A 16,340-nucleotide genomic window follows, 5' to 3' on the forward strand; every position below is an offset into this window, starting at 1 on the left:
CAGAGTGCCAGACCACCCCGCCGCGATCCGAGCTTGACGTGCCTCCGCAACTGGCTTAAGAAACGCGCCCCGTCCACGACGACGGGCCTCGTGCCGAGGTAGCTCAGCTGGTTAGAGCGGAGGATTCATAACCCTCAGGTCGGCAGTTCAAGTCTGCCCCCCGGCACATCGAGAGCCGCCAGGACCCCCCTGGCGGCTCTTTTCGTGGTTTCGAGTCCGCGCGGGATCTCGACCCGGAAAGTGCGTCCTATCGATCGCACTTTCCGATCCTCGCCTCGAGACTGCACCCTTTCCCCGGCGCGTGGCTCCAAGCGCCCGTGAGCTTCGCTGCGAGCCTGCTGCTCCCCGCCCTCGCCCTCTCGGGCGTCGCCGAAGACCCCTTCCTGGCGGAGCGAACGCCGCAATTCGACCCCTGGGCAGCCGCAGACGAGATCCCCGAGCTGGTCCCCCGCCCGCTGATCGTCGAGAGCCTGCCCGCGGACGGGCGGATCTTGCGCGGCGACTGGGAGACCCCGGATCGCGTGGTCCTGGTCGTCAACGAGTTCTGGCCGCGGACGACCATGGCCCTCGCGGATCAGGTGCTCCAGAGCGGGACGAAGGTCACCTTGCTCTCGGAGTTCGAGACCCCCCGGCGCGACACCGCCAAGGTCTTCCAGACCCTCGCCCGGACCCACGGGGAGCGCGTCGAGCAGCTGCCCATCGAGGTCGACAGCGCCTGGGTCCGGGACTGGGGCCCGCTCCAGCTCAGCAGCCCCCACCGCCCGCTGTGGCTCGACGCAGGCTACGACGACGACGAGCGCGTCCGGGACGATGTCGCGCCCGCGGCCATGGGCGAGCAGCTCGGCGCCGAGGTCCGCGCCTTCGACTGGCCGCTCGACGGCGGCGCGTTCATCAGCAACGGCGCGGGGCTGTGCGTGATGACCCTCGAGTACCTCGAGCTCGAGGGGATCTGCAGCGAGGACGACGACCTCCAGCAGATGCTCGCAAACCTCGGCTGCCGTGCGACGGCTGTGGTCCCCACCTTGCCGATGGAGGACACCAAGCACGCGGACATGATCGCGCAGTTCATCAGCCCCACCCGGGTGCTCGTCGCGCAGATCGAGGCCGATGACGACATCGAAGGCAGCTGGGAGGAGTCCCTGCGCCTGGACACGGCCGCCCGCGGCATCGCCCTCGCGGCCCAGCGCCTGGACATGGATCTCGAGATTGTCCGCGTGCCCACGCCCGCGAGCGTCGACGGGCCGGTGTTCAGCTTCGTCAACGGCCTGCACCTGGGCGATCGCTACCTCATGCCCAGCTACACCAAGGTCGACGCGGCGCGCGAGTCCGCCGCCGCGTCGGTGATCGCCAGCGCCCTCGGCGGAGACAAGCCCGTCGTCAGCGTCGACGCCAGCCTCCCCCTGGACTCGGGCGGGGCCCTGCACTGCCTGGCGCTGGGCGTGTTCCTGAACTGAAGCACCAGCGCGCGTCCATCCGCGCCCGCTCGCTCGCCTCTCTCCAAGAGCACAGGCGGGCCAAGAGCACAGGCGGGCGTCGACCCGCGCCTGCCTGTGGATGTAGGATCCACCAGCGGACATGGCCATCTTCGACTCCGAACGCAAGCGCGTCGTCATCCGCGTGGTCTATGACGGCCCCGGCTTCGCCGGGAAGACCACCAACTTGCGGCGGCTGTGCAAGAGCTTCGCGTCTTGGCGCCGCAGCGAGATGGTCTCGCCCAACACCCTCGGCGAGCGCACGCAGTACTTCGACTGGCTCGAGGTCGACGGCGGGCTGCTGCGCGGCTACCCGATCCGCGCTCAGCTGCTCACGGTCCCCGGCCAGCGCGAGCTGACCCTCCGGCGGATGTTCGTGCTCGAGCGCGCCGACGCGGTGGTCTTCGTCGCCGACAGCCAGCCCGAGTCCGTCGACGAGGCGCGCAGCTTCTACGCCGAGCTTTGCGAGCAGCTCGCGGCCGCGGCGGTGCCCGTGCCGCTGATCTTCCAGGCCAACAAGCAAGACCTCCCCGGCGCCCTCTCCCCGGCCAGGCTCGTCCGTCTCGTGTGCGCCGACCTGCGCAAGCCCGACCACGTGCGCGCGGCCGTGGCGAGCACCGACAAGGGCGTGAAGCAGACCCTCAGCCAGGCCCTGCGCCTCGCCTCCAAGCAGCTGCGCGGCGACTGGGAGCGCGTCGACGACGACCGCGATGCGATCGGCGACGCCCGCAGCACCCTCGCCGCCCTCGAGCAGCTCGACGACGCCAAGGCCAAGGGCCTCGAGCGCCCACCTCGGCCGACCCTTCCAACCGCCTCCCTGCCTTCGGAGAACCTGTGGCCGCCGGCCAGCGCCCGCGAGCTCCTCGCCCGCATCGCGCGGGCCGAGCTCAGCCGCGTCTCGGACCCCGCCAAGCTCGACGAGCTCGTGCTCGTCGGCTCGGGCTGGCGCGTGGCGACCCGCGCCGCGCTCTACTTCGAGGACGAGGCCACGGCCCGCGCAGCGATGACCCAGCTGACCCGACGCAAGACCGCGCTCGGGTCATGGCTGCCCGAGCCCAGCGCCCTCGCCCTTCAGCCCGACGCAGGCGGCCGCGGGGCGTGGCTGTGGCACATCGCGCCGAGCCTCGACAGCCTCGAGCAGGCCCTGACCAGCCGCGACCCCGACCTGCGCCGGGCCGCGATCGCCCGCTACGCCGAGGCCTGCGTGGGCGCGGCGGCCCTCGCTGAGCGCGAGCAGCTGCGCGTGGACCTCGAGCCCGAGCACTTCGCCATCCAGGAAGGCGACCGCGCGACGACCCGCTACATCGGCGACGCGCTCGGCTCGGGCGACGATCCCCAGGCCGTCAGCGCGGCCGTGTTCGCCATCGTCGCGCGCTTTGGCGAGGACGAGGGCGCGCTCGCGGACTTCGTCGAGACCCTGTGCATCGGCCTGCGCCACGCTCCCCTCGGCGAGGAGGCTCGCGCGGCCCTGCGCGAGGCCTTCGCTGCCCCCGCCGTCGCAGGTAAGCAAGCGGCGCGCATCGGTGAAGCCGCTCGCTCGATCCTCGCGCGCCCTGCCGTGCAGGTCGACTGATCCCCGCCTTGCCACGGCAGCCGCTTGCGGGCGCGTTCCCGAGGGCGGCGACCACAGCGTCCCCATCGCTCGAGTCGCTTGGTGCCGCATGGGTGCAACGCGCAGCGCGGATTGTTGCTCGCCGCTGCGATCGCTCGGGGCAGGATGGCGCAATGAAACCACGCAAGAACCAGGCGGCCCAGCTCGGCCTCCCTCTTCTGCTCGCGGCCCTCGGCGCGCCGTCGCTGGCGTGCTCGGGGGAGGACCCCTGCGAGGCGATGCCTGACCAGTGCGTCGCCGAGGATGAGAGCGGGACGGGGACGGATGGCGCAGAGGATGAGATCGGGACAGATGGCGCCGAGTCCACGGGCGCCGACGAGACCGAGACGAGCACCGAAACCACCGAGAGCGAGGGAGACACGAGCACTGAAGAGACCGGCGAAGAGGACACCGGGCCTCCGTTGGTCTGCGGCGACGGCGAGGTCCAGGATGGTGAAGCGTGCGACGACGGCAACGCCATCGATGGCGACGGCTGCGACAACGACTGCACCTTCACCACCCTTTCCGCGCTCCGCCTCGGCGGGTCACAGGCCTGTGCGCTGATTGAGGGCGGCCGCGTGCGCTGCTGGGGATCCAACAACGCAGGCCAGCTCGGCCTCGGCCACACCAGCGACATCGGAGACGACGAACTCCCCAGCGATGCTGGTGACCTGCTGCTCCCAGGGCCCCCAACGGCCATCAGCCTCGGCGGGGCCCATGCTTGTGCCATGCTCGACAGCAGCGACGTGGGTTGCTGGGGCCACAACCACAACGGCCAACTCGGAAACGGCGGCACCGACAGCTATGGCGATGACGAGACCCTCGCCGACCTGGAGGGCCTCGGCCTCTCCTCGGTCATTGATGTCCAGCTGGGCGACTTCTACACCTGCGCCTTGCTCGAGGATGGCACGGTGAGCTGCTGGGGCGCCAACCTCCGCGGCCAGCTCGGCTACGGCAACGCCACCAAGCTCACCTCGCCCGGAGGGAGCCTTTCGCTCGGAGGGGCGGCAGTCGAGCTCGCCGCCGGTGAACGCCACGCCTGCGTCTTGCTCGAGAACCACGACCTGCGCTGTTGGGGCGCCAACGCCTCCGGCGAGCTCGGTCTCGGCCACACCAACGACATCGGCGACGACGAGCTCCCCGTGGACGTGGACCCCGTCTCGCTGGCGTTGCCGCCTGACACCGAGGTCGTCGACCTCGAACTCGGCTACGCCCACTCCTGCGCCCTGCTCAGCGACGGCGGTGTCATGTGCTGGGGCAGCAATGACGATGGCCAGCTCGGTCTCGGCCACACCGACACCATCGGCGACGACGAGCTCCCCTCGACCCAGCCCGCTCTGAGCTTGCCTGGCGCCGTCGAGCAGCTCGCGCTGGGCACCGGGCACACCTGCGCCCTGCTCACCGGTGGAGAACTCATGTGCTGGGGCCGAAATGACTCCGGCCAGCTCGGCCTCGGCCACACCGACACCATTGGCGACGATGAACTCCCCACGGACGGAGGCCTCGTCGAACTCGGCGGGAGCGCGATCGCCATCGCGGCTGGCGCCTATCACACCTGCGCCCTGCTCGAGGACCAGGACGTGCGCTGTTGGGGCGCCAACGCCTCCGGCGAGCTCGGCCTCGGCCACACCGACACCATCGGCGACGACGAGCTCCCCGTGGACGTGGACCCTGTCTCGATATTCTGACCCGCGAAGGTCCGCGCTACTCGCCCGCGGCGCGCTCTGTGGCCGGGGCAGCCGAGTCTGACGAGTCCTCGTCAGACTCGGCATTTTCTTTTTCGCTCTCGCCCGCCCCCGCACTCTCCTCGCCCTCTTTTTCGTCTTCGGGCTCACGAGCGTGCCCGGCCTCGTCCATGGTGACCCAGCGGACCAGCCGCTTGACCGTGTTCACCCGGCTCATCGCGGCGGGGCTCTTGAGGTGATAGAGCGGCTTGGGATCGTAGAACAGCCTGCCCAGGGTGCCCTGGCGGGCCTCGAGGGAGCGCATGACCTCGGCCAGGGCCGCGTCGACATCGGCGATCGCCTCTCGCCCGGATCCGATCGCCTCCTCGGTGTTCTCCGCCAGGCGGTTGCCCGCACGCTCGAGGCCGTGCTCTTCGTTGGTGAGCACGGAGGCCAAGCTGGTCTTTTGCGGATCGAGGACCCCATCGACGAGGGTCTCCACGCCATCGGCCGCCCTCTCCACGTCCCGAAGGGTGCGCTTGACCCGGCGCTCGAGGGTGGCGTACTCGGCCTGGGCGTCCCCGACCTCGCGCCGGACGTCACGCAGGGTCTTGCTGAGGTCCGAGCGGGTGTCGGGGTCGTTGAGCACCGCGCCGATCAGGCCCTGGGCCCCGCGCAGCTGGCTCTTGATCGCCGCGACGTTCTCCGCGATCCCGTCGATGTCGAGCTTGGCCTTCTCGTCGCTGAGCGCGTCGGTCAGCGCCGTCAGGCCGATCAGCCCGCGCTCGACCTCGACGGCGATGCGATCGATCTCTTCTTTGAGCGCGAGCGCGTCCTCGATCAGGGAGCTGGCCGTCTGTAGGCGATCCCCGTCTTGGATGTACGCGCCCTGGCTGCCCACGGAGACATTGACCCGCGGGCTGCTCAGCGGGCCGTTGAGCACGATGCTCGCCCGGCTGTCCTCGCGCATGGACTCGAGCGAGTCCTCGTCGACCTCCATGGACACGCGGATCCGCTGGCTGTCGACGTCGTAGCGCACGCACCAGCCGGCCTGGCCCCACCACCGCACCCCGCGGTAGCGCTGGCGAAAGGACCGGGTCACGCACACGTGCTCGGCGGCCTCGCAGGTCCCGGGGCCCTGGCAGCCCTCGTAGTCCGAGTCGTAGCCGCTGAACTCTTCGAGCTCGGCGCAGCTGCCCACGCTGGGGTCCTCGCCGGTCTGGGCGCAGAACATCCACGGCTCGCAGTCGTCGCTGCGAGCGTTGCGGCCAAAGTCCTCGGTCTCCGGGTTGCAAGCGTAGCGCTCGGTCACGAACTGGACCTCGACCACCTTGCCGATCAGCGTGCCCGCGAGCTGGACCTCGCTGCCCTCGCCGATGCTGCCCACGTCGCGGAAGTCGGCCGCGATCGTGCTCTTGGGCACGAGCAGGCCCTCGCTGATCGCAATGTAGATCAGCGAGAAGACCATCAACCCCCCAAAGCTGAGGAGGAAGAGCGCGACCATCGCGTTGACGCGGCGCTGCTGCTCGCGCGTGGCCATGGCTGCCTGTCAGTCCGTGGAGGCCGTAGGCCGCGCCGTGTCCTTGGCCTCTTCTTGCTCGATGACGAAGCGGACGAGCTTCTTGACCACGTTGACCCGCTCGATGTTGCCGAGCAGCTTGACGAGGTCGTCGTAGGCCTTGGGGTCCTTGAGCAGCTTGCCGATGGTGCCCTCGCCGGCGGTGACCGAGTGGCGGACCTCGGCGACGACGACCTGGAGATCGTCGATGGCCTCGCGGGCCGAGCCGGCAGCGTCGGCTGCGTTCTTGACGGCGTCGGCGGCGTCCTGACCCATCTGCGGGTCGTGCAGGGCGCGGCCGAGGACCGACTTGTTGTCTGGGTTCTCGAGATCCTCGAGGATTCCGCTGACGTTGTCGGCCGCCCGTGAGACGTTGCGCAGGGCCGGGCCGGCCTCGCTGTTGATCGTCGACAGGGTCTGGTCGAGCTGGCCGGCGCTGTGGCGCACGGACTTGAGCGTGCGACCGAAGTCGTCCTTGTACTCGGGCTCGCTGAAGAGCGCGCCGACGAGGCCCTCGCCGTCCGCCACCTGGCGGGTGATCTCGTTGGTGTTGGCCAAGATCCCCTGGAGGTCGCGCTTGGTGTTCTCGTTGTTGAGCGAGGTGAACAGGCCCGAGATCCCGGCGAGGCTGGTGTCGACCTTGTCGATGATCCCGCCGATCTGGTCCTTGAAGGTGTTGAGCTCCTCCATGAGCGAGGGCGTGGACTGGACGCGCCCCCCGGGCTCGATGCGCAGCTCGCTGGTCCCGACGCTGATGTTGATCAGCTGGTCACCGAGGACGCCGTTGCTGGCGACCGTGGCCCGGCTGTCGGCGCGCAGGTACTCGAGCTTGTCGGCGTCGATGCGCATCGAGACCTCGACCCGGCGATGCTCGGTGTCGAAGGGCACGCACACACCCTCGCTCCCCTCCCAGCGCAAGCGCTTGTAGCGCATGCGAAATTGCCGGGTCACGCAGACCTGGCCCTCGGTGCAGGAGCTGTCGTCGGCACAACCTGCGTAGCTGGTGCTGTCGCCATTGAAGTCTTCGAGCTCGGCGCAAAGTCCCCCGCCGCCGGGCATCGGCGCGCAAAAGAGCGAGGGCTCGCAGTCGTCGCTGCGAGTCTCGCCGAAGCGCCCGAGGTCCTCGCTGACCGGGTTGCAGGCGTAGGTCGGCGAGATGAACGAGACCTCCTCGACCACGCCGATCTCCTTGCCGGCGAGCTGGACCTTGGAGCTCTTGGTCAGGCCCGAGACCGTGCGGAAGTGGGCGCGCAGCGTGGTCTTCTCGGTGAGCACGCCCTCGCTGATGGCGATCAGCAGCAACGAGGCGATCAGCAGGCCGCCGAAGCCGATCACGAACAAGCCGACGACGAAGTTTGTCCTCTGCTCGTCGCGGCGCTGCTTCTTCTTTTTGTCGGCCATCAGGAGGTCCGCCCTTCGATGAAGTCACGGACCGCGGGGTTCTCGATCTCGCGGAAGGCCTCGACCTCGTCGACGAAGGGGAAGTTGCGCTCGTAGAGCATCGCCACGCGGTCGGCGACGTACCACGCCGTCGTCATGTCATGGGTGACGACGATGCTGGTCACGCCGAGTTCTCCTTGGAGCTTGCGGATCATGCGGGCGATACGGTTGCAGTTGCTGGGGTCGAGCCCGGTGGTCGGCTCGTCGTAGAGGATAACCTCGGGCCGCAGCGCGATCGAGCGTGCCAAAGCGACACGCTTGACCATCCCGCCGGACAAGGCCGCGGGGAATTGTTCCATAATGCCCGAGTGGGTCGAGGGGCCCAGGCCGACGAGCTCGAGGCTCTCGATCGAGCGCTGCTCGATCTCGTCGTCGCTCATGTCGGTGTGCTCGCGCAGGGCGTAGCCGACATTTTGGCCGATGTTCATCGAGTCGAAGAGCGCCCCGCCCTGAAACACCATCGACACGCGGGTCCGCAGCTCGCGGAGCTGCTCGGCGCCCATGTCGGCGACGTCGTGGCCGTAGTAGAGCACGCGCCCGGCGTCGGCGCGCAGCAGGCCGATCATCAGCTTGAGGCACACGCTCTTGCCCTGGCCGCTGCCGCCGATGATCGTCAGGGTCTCGCCCAGGCGGACGTCGAGGTTCATGTCCTCGTAGACCGTGTTGTCGCCGAATGATTTGTGGACGCCCTCGAAGGAGATCAACACGTCACCGGGAGCACAGCTTTCGCCGTGGAACTCGCCGATCGTCGTGCCGAGAGCCGCGCGGATCCCCGAGGCCGAGATCTTCGGCGCCGCGTCCTTCCCGTGCTTGCGCTTGCCCCCCATCAGATCGGGATGAACAGCGCCGTGAGGGCAAAGTCCGCGAGCAGGACCATGACCGAGACGGCGATCACGGTCTCGGTCGTCGACATGCCCACGGCCTCCGTGCCGAATTTGGTCGAGAAGCCCTGGTAGCAGCCGATGATCCCGGCCAGCGCTCCGAACACCAGGGCCTTGGTCTGGCTCATGATGTAGTGGATGGGCTCGAGCTCGTCGATATAGGTGTTGTAGAAGTAGCCGGCCGGGATGTCGAAGACGACGTCCGAGATGACCATGCCGCCGAACATGGCGATCACGTTGCCCCAGGCCACGAGCAGGGGCATGGCGACCGAGGCGGCGACGAGGCGCGGCCAGACCAGCTTCTTGATCGGGTCTGCACCCAGAGCGGCGATCGCGTCGATCTGCTCGGTGACCTTCATCGAGCCGAGCTCGGCGGTCATGCCCGTGGCCATCTTGGTGCCCACGGTGACCGCGAGCAGCGTGGGCACGAGCTCGCGGACCAGGGCCAGCGAGGTCACGTAGCCGATCGAGTTTGTCGCTCCGAAGTCGGCCAGGGCCTCGCCGAACTGCCAGGCCAAGATCATGCCCACGAACACGGACATCATCGTGGTCACCGGGATCGAGCGGATCCCGAGCTGGACGATCTGGTACGAGATGTCGAACAGCCCAAAGGGCCGCCGTGGCCCGCGGATCATCGCCTGGCCAAACATCGCGGCCATTCCACCGCTCCACGAGACCACCGAGGTGATGGTCTTGCCGATGTTCTCCGTCCAGTCTCGAAACACGATCGTGGGCTTTCTTCGCGGCGCTCAGCGCCGACGCACGGGGAAGCGGAAGCCGTCGATGACGCGCTGAAATTCCGGGGCGTGGGCGTCGAAGATCTCGGGCATGGCGATGTAGGTGAGGTCGAAGAGGCAGCCGTTCTTCTTGAGGACGACGTACTCGATCAACACGTCGACGCCGTCGAGGTTGGCCTGGACCGTGGTCCGCAGGGCCTCTCGCTCGGCGATCGTCGTGTAGTACTGCTTGCTGCGCATGCGCGGCTGACCCTCGGCGTCGAGCTCTCCCGTGGGCTCTTCGAGGATCTCCCAGGTCGCGTAGTCGATGCGCTGGTGATCCGTGAAGTCTTCGAGGTCGCTGTCGCCGTGGTCACCACACTCACTGTAGATCTGAATGACGGCGGGGTCCGTGGAGTGGTGCCACGCGACCTGCGTGTCCTTTTGGACGAGCTGCTCCCAGGCCGGGCCTGGCAGGCCAAAGCGGTAGGTCGCCTCCTTGGACTGCGTCCAGCCTGGCTCCCACTTGGCGACGTAGAGCCCCTGACCGACGCGGTCGGGGCAGGCCGTGAGGAGCGCGAGCGAGGCGGACAAGCCGAGGGCCGAGATCCAGATCCGGCCTGAACGCCGACCCGAACTCCGGCCTGGGTCTCGACCTGTCCGGCGGGCCTGCTCCTGGTGTTGGGAGGTCACTGGGCCGGGAGTCTAACAGTGTTGGGGAGCCAGGGCCCGTCATCGGCCCGAAGCTGCGCGATCGTGGGCTGTGGTCGGCTCAGGACGAAGGCACGAAGCCCGCGCCTGGGAGGGCGATCCAAGCCTCGAGCCCCGGCCCAACCCAGAGATCCCCCCCGATCAGTCGCTGTGACGCCGCCAGTGACGCGGCCATTGGTTCGCAAGAGCCTCTGGGATCGATCCCCGCTCCATCCAGGATCCACGTCGGGATCTCCCCGAGTCGCGCGAGGACGGGCGTCGCGGGGTGGCAGTAGCCGTTCTCGTGGCCGGCCGAGATCACCACCGCGCGGGGATCCGCCATGGCCAGCGCGGCGACCGAAGTCCCACCCAGGGCGCCGTGATGGCTCAGCCACAAGAGATCCACCGGTCCGCAGGCGGCGGCGGCCGCCTCCACCGCGGCCGCCGGCTGATCCCCCGGGAGCAGCACGCGCAGGCCCTCGAGCTCGAGACAGATCGTCAGGCCGCGGGCGTTCTCCTCGGCGTCGACGGCGGGCGGATCGGCAGCGAGCGCCTCGACGCGCAAGCCGGGCGCCGAGAACACGGCCCCCGGCGCGGGTCGAGCCCGGCGATCACCGGCGAGCTCGAGGTAGAGCGACATCGCGTCGGTCTCCGGCAGCGGGGCGTCGAGGCCTCGATCCCACAGGGCCTCGACGACGAGGTCGTCCTCCGACGGCCACAGGCGATCGCGGCCAGCCACGACCGCCGGGAAGCCGCCGAGGTGATCGGCGTCGTAGTGGCTGTGGATCCACAGCGAGACGCGATCGATGGCGCGGCGCTCGAGGGCAGCGCGCAGCGCCTCCGCCCCGGCGGGGGGGCCGGAGTCGACGATCACGACCTCGCCGCCCGAGCCGTGAATGACCACGGCCGAGCCCTGGCCGACGTCGACGAAGTGCAGGCCCGGCCCCGGGGGCGCGTCGACCTGGGCGAGGTTGGCGAGGAGACCCGAGGCGAGCCCCGATGCGAGGGCGAAGGTTGTGATGGCGGTGTTCATGCCTGGTCTTCGGCCGCCACGGTCCGCGCGTGCACGAAGTTCGACCCGAGCTGAAAAAAAACATGCACGCGTCGGCGGCCCGGGCCGAAGCCAGGTCATGAGCCCACCGCTTTCGCTCCTTCTCATCCCCCTCGCGTTCACCCAGGCCCTCGCCAGCGCCCCGCCTGCCGAGCTCGCGGTCGGCTCGCGCGTCGCCACGCCAGCGCTCTCGGGCGGTCCGCGAGCGCCCCGGGCCTGGGCGCTGCTCCACGCCGGCGAGCTGTGGGTGTGCTGGTCGGCCGCGGCCGACTGCTGGCGCCGCGTCGAGCTCGAGCGGCCCTCGGCCTCGAGCGCGCTCACGGCCGATGACGAGCTCGACAGCCTCGGCCTCGAGGCCCTCGAGCTCGGCAGCTCCGCCCTCGTCAGCGAGCGCGCTGCGGATCCCACGGCGGACCACGCCGGGCTGCGCATGGCCTTCGCCGACGAGCGCACGCTGTGGATCGAGCTCGACGCGGGCACGGACGCCGACGCGCGACGCTGGCGAGTCGAGCGCGGCCGAACCCGCGCCCGCCTCGTCGACGCCCAAGCCACGGTCCCCCTCGAGCGCCCTCGCCTGCCCAGCTGCAGCCCGCACGCGTCGATCCCTGCGATCGTGGATGGCCGCCCCGCCTGGCGGTCCTCGCCAACTTGCGCGCACGCGGCCCTGCGCCTGGCCTGCCCGGGGTCGCGGCGCGTCAGGCAGCGGCGACCGACGGGGCTGACCCTGCGCGCGGGCGTCGAGTTCGCTCGCTCGATCGGGTGGCGAGGCGCGGGCGTCCACGCAGGCCCGGACGGGCTGCGGACGGCCGGCGGCCACGAGCTGCTCTTCATCGTCGAGCTCGGCGTCGAGCCGGGGGTGCGGGCGAGGGCCGCTCGCCTCGCCCAGGCCGGGCACAGGCCGCGGGTCATCGCCAGCCCGAGCGTCGCCTCCGGGCCGCTCGCCGCCGCCGAGGCTGCGGCCCTCGCCGAGCTGCGCTGCCTGGAGATCGGACGATGAGCACCGCGACCGTGATGCGCCTCGCCCTCAGCCTCGCCTTCGCCCGCGCGCCGCACCTCGACGCGCCCCCCAGCCAGGCGAGCCCTCCCGAAGCGCCAGCCACCACAGCAGGCGCGGACCCTGGCCAGGCGTCACCAGCCGATCCCGAGCCCACACCCGACCCCGCACCGGCCCCCGACTTGGCCGCCCTCGAGGCCGCCCTGGCCGCCCTCCCGAGCACCCCTACCCTCGCCGAGGTCCAGCGCGCGGCCTTGCGATCGGCCGGCGTCGACGCTGCCGCGCCGATCCGCTGGCGCCGACGCGTCCGCGCGGCCGCGGCCCTGCCCACGCTCACCCTCCAGTACGACCACCGCCTCGGCCAGGGCTGGACCCTGGACCAGGAGGCGGGCAGCGCAGACGCGCTGCGCAACGATGGCGAGTATCAGAGCGTCGTCAGGGCCCGTGCGACATGGGAGCTGGACCGCCTGATCTACTCCCCCGACGAGCTCCGGGTCGCGCGCTCGGCCCTCGATCTCGACGACTGGCGCACCCGGGTGCTCGTCGAGGTCACCAAGCTCTACTTCGAGCGCCAGCGGCTGCTGCTCGAGCGTTCGCTGGCCGCTCCTGGAGATCTCCAGACCGCCATGGAGATCGCGCTTCGCCTGCGCGAGCTCGAGGGGCTGCTCTCGGCGCTCACGGGGCTCGACTTCGATCGCGATCCCTCCGCCCAGGGGGCGCGTCGATGATCCCAAAATGTGCAGCTGTCTGCGCAGAAGATCGCCCAAAAAGTGTGCAGAGGACTGCGCCTTTTCCTAGCCAAAGAGGCGGTTTTAGCGCCGCTGTGGCGTGCCAGCGTCGATCCAAGCGCTGGAAATCAGGCCGATTTTCACGCCGCCTCGGAGACAGCCGTGGCGACGGCCCATGGGTTGCACTTCGTCCGCTGCGGAGACCGCAAATGACTGCGCTGCAACAGACCTCCAATCACGACGCCCGCCGGGTGCCCCTGTTCACCCGCACGCTCTTCCGGCACTTGCAGGACCAGGGCTACACCCGCGAGCAGATCATCGGCGTGTCCACGGAGCTCCTCAGCCTGCTCCACAACGACATCGAGGGCGAAGAGGTGCCCCGCCAGGTCGACTGAGCCAATTCGACGCGCGAGTTTCTTCACGAGTCGAAGATCAGACACAGCGCGCCAAGATCTGCCTGCATTCGAGCAGATCCGACGCGGCACCAGCGAGCCCCCACTTCTCGACGACTTCCCGACAAAGTGAGCGCTCGCAGGAGACGAGCCCCCGCCAGGCAGCAGCCAGCGGGGGCTCGCGCATTCTAGTCGCGCTCGAAATGCGCTATGGGTCCGCCGATGCCCAGCTTCGAGACCCTCGACGTCGACAACCGCCGCGTCCTCGTCCGTGTCGACTTCAACGTGCCCCTGCGCGAAGAAGACGGCCGCGTGCAGGTCGCGGACGACACCCGCATCGTCGCCGCGCTGCCCACCCTCGAGGCGCTCATCCGCCGCGGCGCGCGGCTGATCGTCTGCTCCCACCTCGGTCGACCCAAGGGCAAGTTCGTCCCCAAGCTCTCCCTCGAGCCCGTCGCGGCCCGCCTCGCCGAGCTCTTGAAGCGCCCGGTCTCGCTGCCCGACGAGGTCGTCGGTGACGGGGTCACCAAGCTGGTCAACGACAGCCGCGCCGGCGAGGTCGTGCTGCTCGAGAACCTGCGCTTTCATCCGGGCGAGGAGAGCAACGACCTCGACTTCGCCCGCGCCCTGGCCAAGCTCTGCGACGCCTACGTCAACGACGCCTTCGGGGCTTCGCACCGCGCCCACGCCTCGGTCGTCGGCGTGCCCGGCCTCGTCCGCGCCCACGCCCCCGGGCTGCTCATGGGCCGCGAGCTCAACGCCTTGCGCCGCCTCGTCGACCAGCCCGAGCGCCCCTTCGTGGCCGTCGTCGGCGGCGCCAAGGTCAGCGACAAGCTCGGCGTGCTCGTCGCCCTGACCGAGCGCCTCCAGGCGGGCGACGCCGTGATCATCGGCGGGGCCATGGCCAACACCTTCCTGCTCGCCCGCGGCGGAGAGCTGGGAGCCTCGCTCGTCGAGCGCGAGCGCATCAACGACTGCAAGCGCGTGATCGACAAGGCCGCGGCCCGCGACGTCCGCGTGCTCCTGCCCGTGGATCTGCGCTGCGCCGCCAGCCTCGACGCGACCAAGGCCACGATCGTCGACGCCGAAGAGGGGGTCGCCGAGGGTCAGCTCGCCCTCGACATCGGCCCGCGCAGCGCGGCGGCCTTCGCCTCGGCGATCGCCGCGGCCAAGACCCTGTTTTGGAACGGGCCGATGGGCGTGTTCGAGAACGAGGCCTTCGCCGAGGGCACGATGGCGGTGGCCGAGGCCGTCGCCGCCTGCCCGGGCTTCACCGTGGTCGGCGGCGGAGACTCGGTCGCGGCCCTCAACGCCTCGGGCCGCGAGGCCGACATCGATCACGTGTCGACCGGCGGCGGGGCCTCGCTGGAGTTCGTGGAGGGCCGCGAGCTCCCCGGCGTGGTCGCCCTGATCGACGAGCCGGAGCCCGAGCCGGATCCCGACTTCGATCCCGACTTCGATCCCGACGCCGACTGAGCGCCGGCGACCACCAAGACGAGACTCCACGAGACAGACGAAAAGCGAGACGAGACGCGATGGCACGAACGACCTGGGTGTTGGGAAACTGGAAGCAAAACCTGCTGCGCGAGCCGGCGCGCAACCTCGCGGCGGCGATCGCCGAGGGGCTGAGCGCGGCCCGCGGGGAGGTTCAGGACGAGCGCCTGCGCGTGGGCGTCGCGCCGACCTTTTTGACCCTCGACACGGTCGCCCCCTACACCGGCGAGGCCGCCATCCAGCTGCGCCTGCTCGCCCAGGACGTGGCCGCCCAGGAGAGCGGCGCGTTCACCGGCGAGGTCGGCCCGGCCATGCTCCGTGAGGCCGGGGTCCGCGCCGCGATCATCGGTCACTCCGAGCGCCGCGCCCATTTCGGCGATCACGATACGCTGGTCGCCGCCAAGGTCCACGCGGCCCTCGCGGGCGACCTCGACGTCGTCCTGTGCGTCGGCGAAACCCTCGCCCAGCGCGACGAAGGTGAGCATGAAGCCGTTGTAATTTCACAGCTTTCTGCCGCGCTCGGGGGCATCCAGGACCCCGCCATGCGCGCCCGCGTCGTCGTCGCCTACGAGCCCATCTGGGCCATCGGCACCGGCCGCACCGCCACCCCCGAGCAGGCCAGCGCGATGCACGGCGTCATCCGCTCCTGGCTGGCCTCGGCCGGCCTCGGCGCTGACAGGTCCGTGCTCTACGGTGGTAGCGTCAAGCCCAACAACGCCGCCGATCTGCTCGCCGCTGGCGACATCGACGGCTTCCTCGTCGGGGGCGCCTCGCTTGACGCGCGCTCCCTCCTGGATATCGTCTCCGCCGCTGCAGCGCATGCTGCGGCGAACTCCGGCTCATGACCACTTTCATCACCATCATCTTCGTGATCGTCGCACTCGTCATGGTGCTGTCGATCCTCCTGCAGTCCGGCAAGGGCGGCGGGCTCGGCTCGGCCCTCGGTGGCGGCGCCAGCCAGGGCGTCTTCGGTGGCGGTGGCGGGGCCGACTTCATGGCCAAGGCCACCCAGGGCTTCGCGGCGGCCTTCATGATCACCGCGATGTACCTGGCCTACGACAGCGCCCACGCCGGCTCGGACTTCCTCGAGGGGGAGGACCAGGGCAGCGAGGGCGCCTTCGAGGACGACCAGGAGATCGATCCCGAGCGCCTCGGGCCGTCCCCCCTCTCGCTCCCCACACCGGAGGAGGGCCGTCAGCTCCAAGCCGCCGCGAGCGTGTCGGTCCCCGCCCAGAGCGAGCTCGACCCCGCAGCGGTCGAGGCGGTCGAGGGTGCGGCGGCCGTCGAGCAAGCCGACGCGGTCGAGGGCGCCGAGGCGGTCGAGGGGGAGGCCCCCGCCGAGCAGGCAGGCGATCTCGACCCGGCCATGGACGCCCCCGCGCCCACGCCCGCCAGCGAGGAAGCCGGCGAGCCGGCTTCGCGTGGCGATTCTCCCGAATCCGATCGTGGTGATTCGCCCCAAGGTGGCGATTCAAGCCTAAAGAATACTCCAGAAAAGGTCGATGAGGACGCCGAGGACTCGCCTGCCGAGGTCACTGGCTGATCGATCAAAAGGTGCCCCAAACGGGCATCGAAACGCGAGAGGGGACGGTCTTTGGGCCGTCCCCTCTCGCGTTTCGAAGCACCCAAATATGTTCATTGGATCAATCGGGCTACATTGCCCAAATTC

General features: G+C 69.9%; 15 protein-coding genes and 1 tRNA gene. 10 read left to right on the forward strand and 6 right to left on the reverse strand.

The window, feature by feature from the left end:
- The first annotated feature begins 92 nt into the window (after positions 1-92).
- The 4 genes from G6O69_RS28655 (at position 93) to G6O69_RS28670 (ending at position 4,751) form a co-directional block, all read left to right on the forward strand.
- Positions 93-166, forward strand: a tRNA-Met gene (locus G6O69_RS28655).
- Positions 167-317: 151 nt separating this feature from the next.
- Complete coding sequence (locus G6O69_RS28660) at positions 318-1,454, forward strand: agmatine deiminase family protein (RefSeq protein WP_172306660.1); 1,137 nt, start codon at positions 318-320, stop codon at positions 1,452-1,454.
- A gap of 121 nt (positions 1,455-1,575) precedes the next feature.
- On the forward strand, positions 1,576-3,045 hold the full coding sequence (locus G6O69_RS28665; RefSeq protein WP_172306661.1) for an ADP-ribosylation factor-like protein: 1,470 nt from the start codon (positions 1,576-1,578) through the stop codon (positions 3,043-3,045).
- A 152-nt stretch (positions 3,046-3,197) separates the two neighbouring features.
- A complete protein-coding gene (locus tag G6O69_RS28670; protein ID WP_172306662.1) occupies positions 3,198-4,751 on the forward strand; it encodes a hypothetical protein in 1,554 nt (517 codons plus the stop codon).
- Positions 4,752-4,767: 16 nt separating this feature from the next.
- Here the strand turns inward: G6O69_RS28670 and G6O69_RS28675 are convergent, their stop codons facing one another.
- From G6O69_RS28675 to G6O69_RS28700, 6 genes are all read right to left on the reverse strand, one after another.
- On the reverse strand, positions 4,768-6,267 hold the full coding sequence (locus G6O69_RS28675; protein ID WP_172306663.1) for a hypothetical protein: 1,500 nt from the start codon (positions 6,265-6,267) through the stop codon (positions 4,768-4,770).
- A gap of 9 nt (positions 6,268-6,276) precedes the next feature.
- Positions 6,277-7,686 carry a hypothetical protein gene (locus G6O69_RS28680; protein ID WP_172306664.1) on the reverse strand — a complete coding sequence of 470 codons (1,410 nt, stop codon included), beginning with the start codon at positions 7,684-7,686 and terminating at the stop codon, positions 6,277-6,279.
- Complete coding sequence (locus G6O69_RS28685) at positions 7,686-8,552, reverse strand: ATP-binding cassette domain-containing protein (protein WP_172306665.1); 867 nt, start codon at positions 8,550-8,552, stop codon at positions 7,686-7,688. The genes G6O69_RS28680 and G6O69_RS28685 overlap by 1 nt, the downstream gene beginning before the upstream one ends.
- Positions 8,552-9,331: an ABC transporter permease gene (locus tag G6O69_RS28690; RefSeq protein ID WP_172306666.1), complete on the reverse strand. Its 780-nt coding sequence runs from the start codon at positions 9,329-9,331 to the stop codon at positions 8,552-8,554. The genes G6O69_RS28685 and G6O69_RS28690 overlap by 1 nt, the downstream gene beginning before the upstream one ends.
- A gap of 24 nt (positions 9,332-9,355) precedes the next feature.
- Positions 9,356-10,015, reverse strand: a complete 660-nt coding sequence (locus G6O69_RS28695; protein WP_176397141.1) for a hypothetical protein — start codon at positions 10,013-10,015, stop codon at positions 9,356-9,358.
- A gap of 79 nt (positions 10,016-10,094) precedes the next feature.
- Positions 10,095-11,045 (reverse strand): MBL fold metallo-hydrolase, encoded by a 951-nt coding sequence (locus tag G6O69_RS28700; protein ID WP_172306668.1) that lies wholly within the window; start codon positions 11,043-11,045, stop codon positions 10,095-10,097.
- Positions 11,046-11,142: 97 nt separating this feature from the next.
- On the opposite strand from G6O69_RS28700, the gene G6O69_RS28705 reads away from it, so the two are divergent.
- From G6O69_RS28705 to secG, 6 genes are all read left to right on the forward strand, one after another.
- Positions 11,143-12,060 carry a hypothetical protein gene (locus G6O69_RS28705; RefSeq protein WP_172306669.1) on the forward strand — a complete coding sequence of 306 codons (918 nt, stop codon included), beginning with the start codon at positions 11,143-11,145 and terminating at the stop codon, positions 12,058-12,060.
- Positions 12,057-12,785: a hypothetical protein gene (locus G6O69_RS28710; protein ID WP_172306670.1), complete on the forward strand. Its 729-nt coding sequence runs from the start codon at positions 12,057-12,059 to the stop codon at positions 12,783-12,785. Before G6O69_RS28705 ends, G6O69_RS28710 begins: the two co-directional genes overlap by 4 nt.
- Before the next feature lie 209 nt (positions 12,786-12,994).
- The gene (locus tag G6O69_RS28715; protein WP_172306671.1) at positions 12,995-13,180 is read left to right on the forward strand and encodes a hypothetical protein; all 186 of its coding nucleotides are present in this window, start codon (positions 12,995-12,997) and stop codon (positions 13,178-13,180) included.
- A 219-nt stretch (positions 13,181-13,399) separates the two neighbouring features.
- Positions 13,400-14,653 (forward strand): phosphoglycerate kinase, encoded by a 1,254-nt coding sequence (locus G6O69_RS28720; protein ID WP_172306672.1) that lies wholly within the window; start codon positions 13,400-13,402, stop codon positions 14,651-14,653.
- A gap of 59 nt (positions 14,654-14,712) precedes the next feature.
- Positions 14,713-15,516: a triose-phosphate isomerase gene (gene tpiA, locus G6O69_RS28725; protein WP_172306673.1), complete on the forward strand. Its 804-nt coding sequence runs from the start codon at positions 14,713-14,715 to the stop codon at positions 15,514-15,516.
- Positions 15,513-16,214, forward strand: coding sequence for a preprotein translocase subunit SecG (secG, locus tag G6O69_RS28730; RefSeq protein ID WP_172306674.1), 702 nt, complete (start codon positions 15,513-15,515; stop codon positions 16,212-16,214). Before tpiA ends, secG begins: the two co-directional genes overlap by 4 nt.
- Positions 16,215-16,340 lie beyond the last annotated feature (126 nt).

The organism is Pseudenhygromyxa sp. WMMC2535 (assembly GCF_011083025.2).

Coding starts and splice junctions, on each gene's coding strand:
- tpiA (WP_172306673.1), top strand. CDS start 14,713: ATGGCACGAACGACCTGGGTGTTGGGAAACTGGAAGCAAAACCTGCTG.
- G6O69_RS28665 (WP_172306661.1), top strand. CDS start 1,576: ATGGCCATCTTCGACTCCGAACGCAAGCGCGTCGTCATCCGCGTGGTC.
- G6O69_RS28720 (WP_172306672.1), top strand. CDS start 13,400: ATGCCCAGCTTCGAGACCCTCGACGTCGACAACCGCCGCGTCCTCGTC.
- G6O69_RS28715 (WP_172306671.1), top strand. CDS start 12,995: ATGACTGCGCTGCAACAGACCTCCAATCACGACGCCCGCCGGGTGCCC.
- G6O69_RS28670 (WP_172306662.1), top strand. CDS start 3,198: ATGAAACCACGCAAGAACCAGGCGGCCCAGCTCGGCCTCCCTCTTCTG.
- G6O69_RS28705 (WP_172306669.1), top strand. CDS start 11,143: ATGAGCCCACCGCTTTCGCTCCTTCTCATCCCCCTCGCGTTCACCCAG.
- G6O69_RS28680 (WP_172306664.1), bottom strand. CDS start 7,686: ATGGCCGACAAAAAGAAGAAGCAGCGCCGCGACGAGCAGAGGACAAAC.
- G6O69_RS28675 (WP_172306663.1), bottom strand. CDS start 6,267: ATGGCCACGCGCGAGCAGCAGCGCCGCGTCAACGCGATGGTCGCGCTC.
- G6O69_RS28700 (WP_172306668.1), bottom strand. CDS start 11,045: ATGAACACCGCCATCACAACCTTCGCCCTCGCATCGGGGCTCGCCTCG.
- G6O69_RS28710 (WP_172306670.1), top strand. CDS start 12,057: ATGAGCACCGCGACCGTGATGCGCCTCGCCCTCAGCCTCGCCTTCGCC.
- secG (WP_172306674.1), top strand. CDS start 15,513: ATGACCACTTTCATCACCATCATCTTCGTGATCGTCGCACTCGTCATG.
- G6O69_RS28685 (WP_172306665.1), bottom strand. CDS start 8,552: ATGGGGGGCAAGCGCAAGCACGGGAAGGACGCGGCGCCGAAGATCTCG.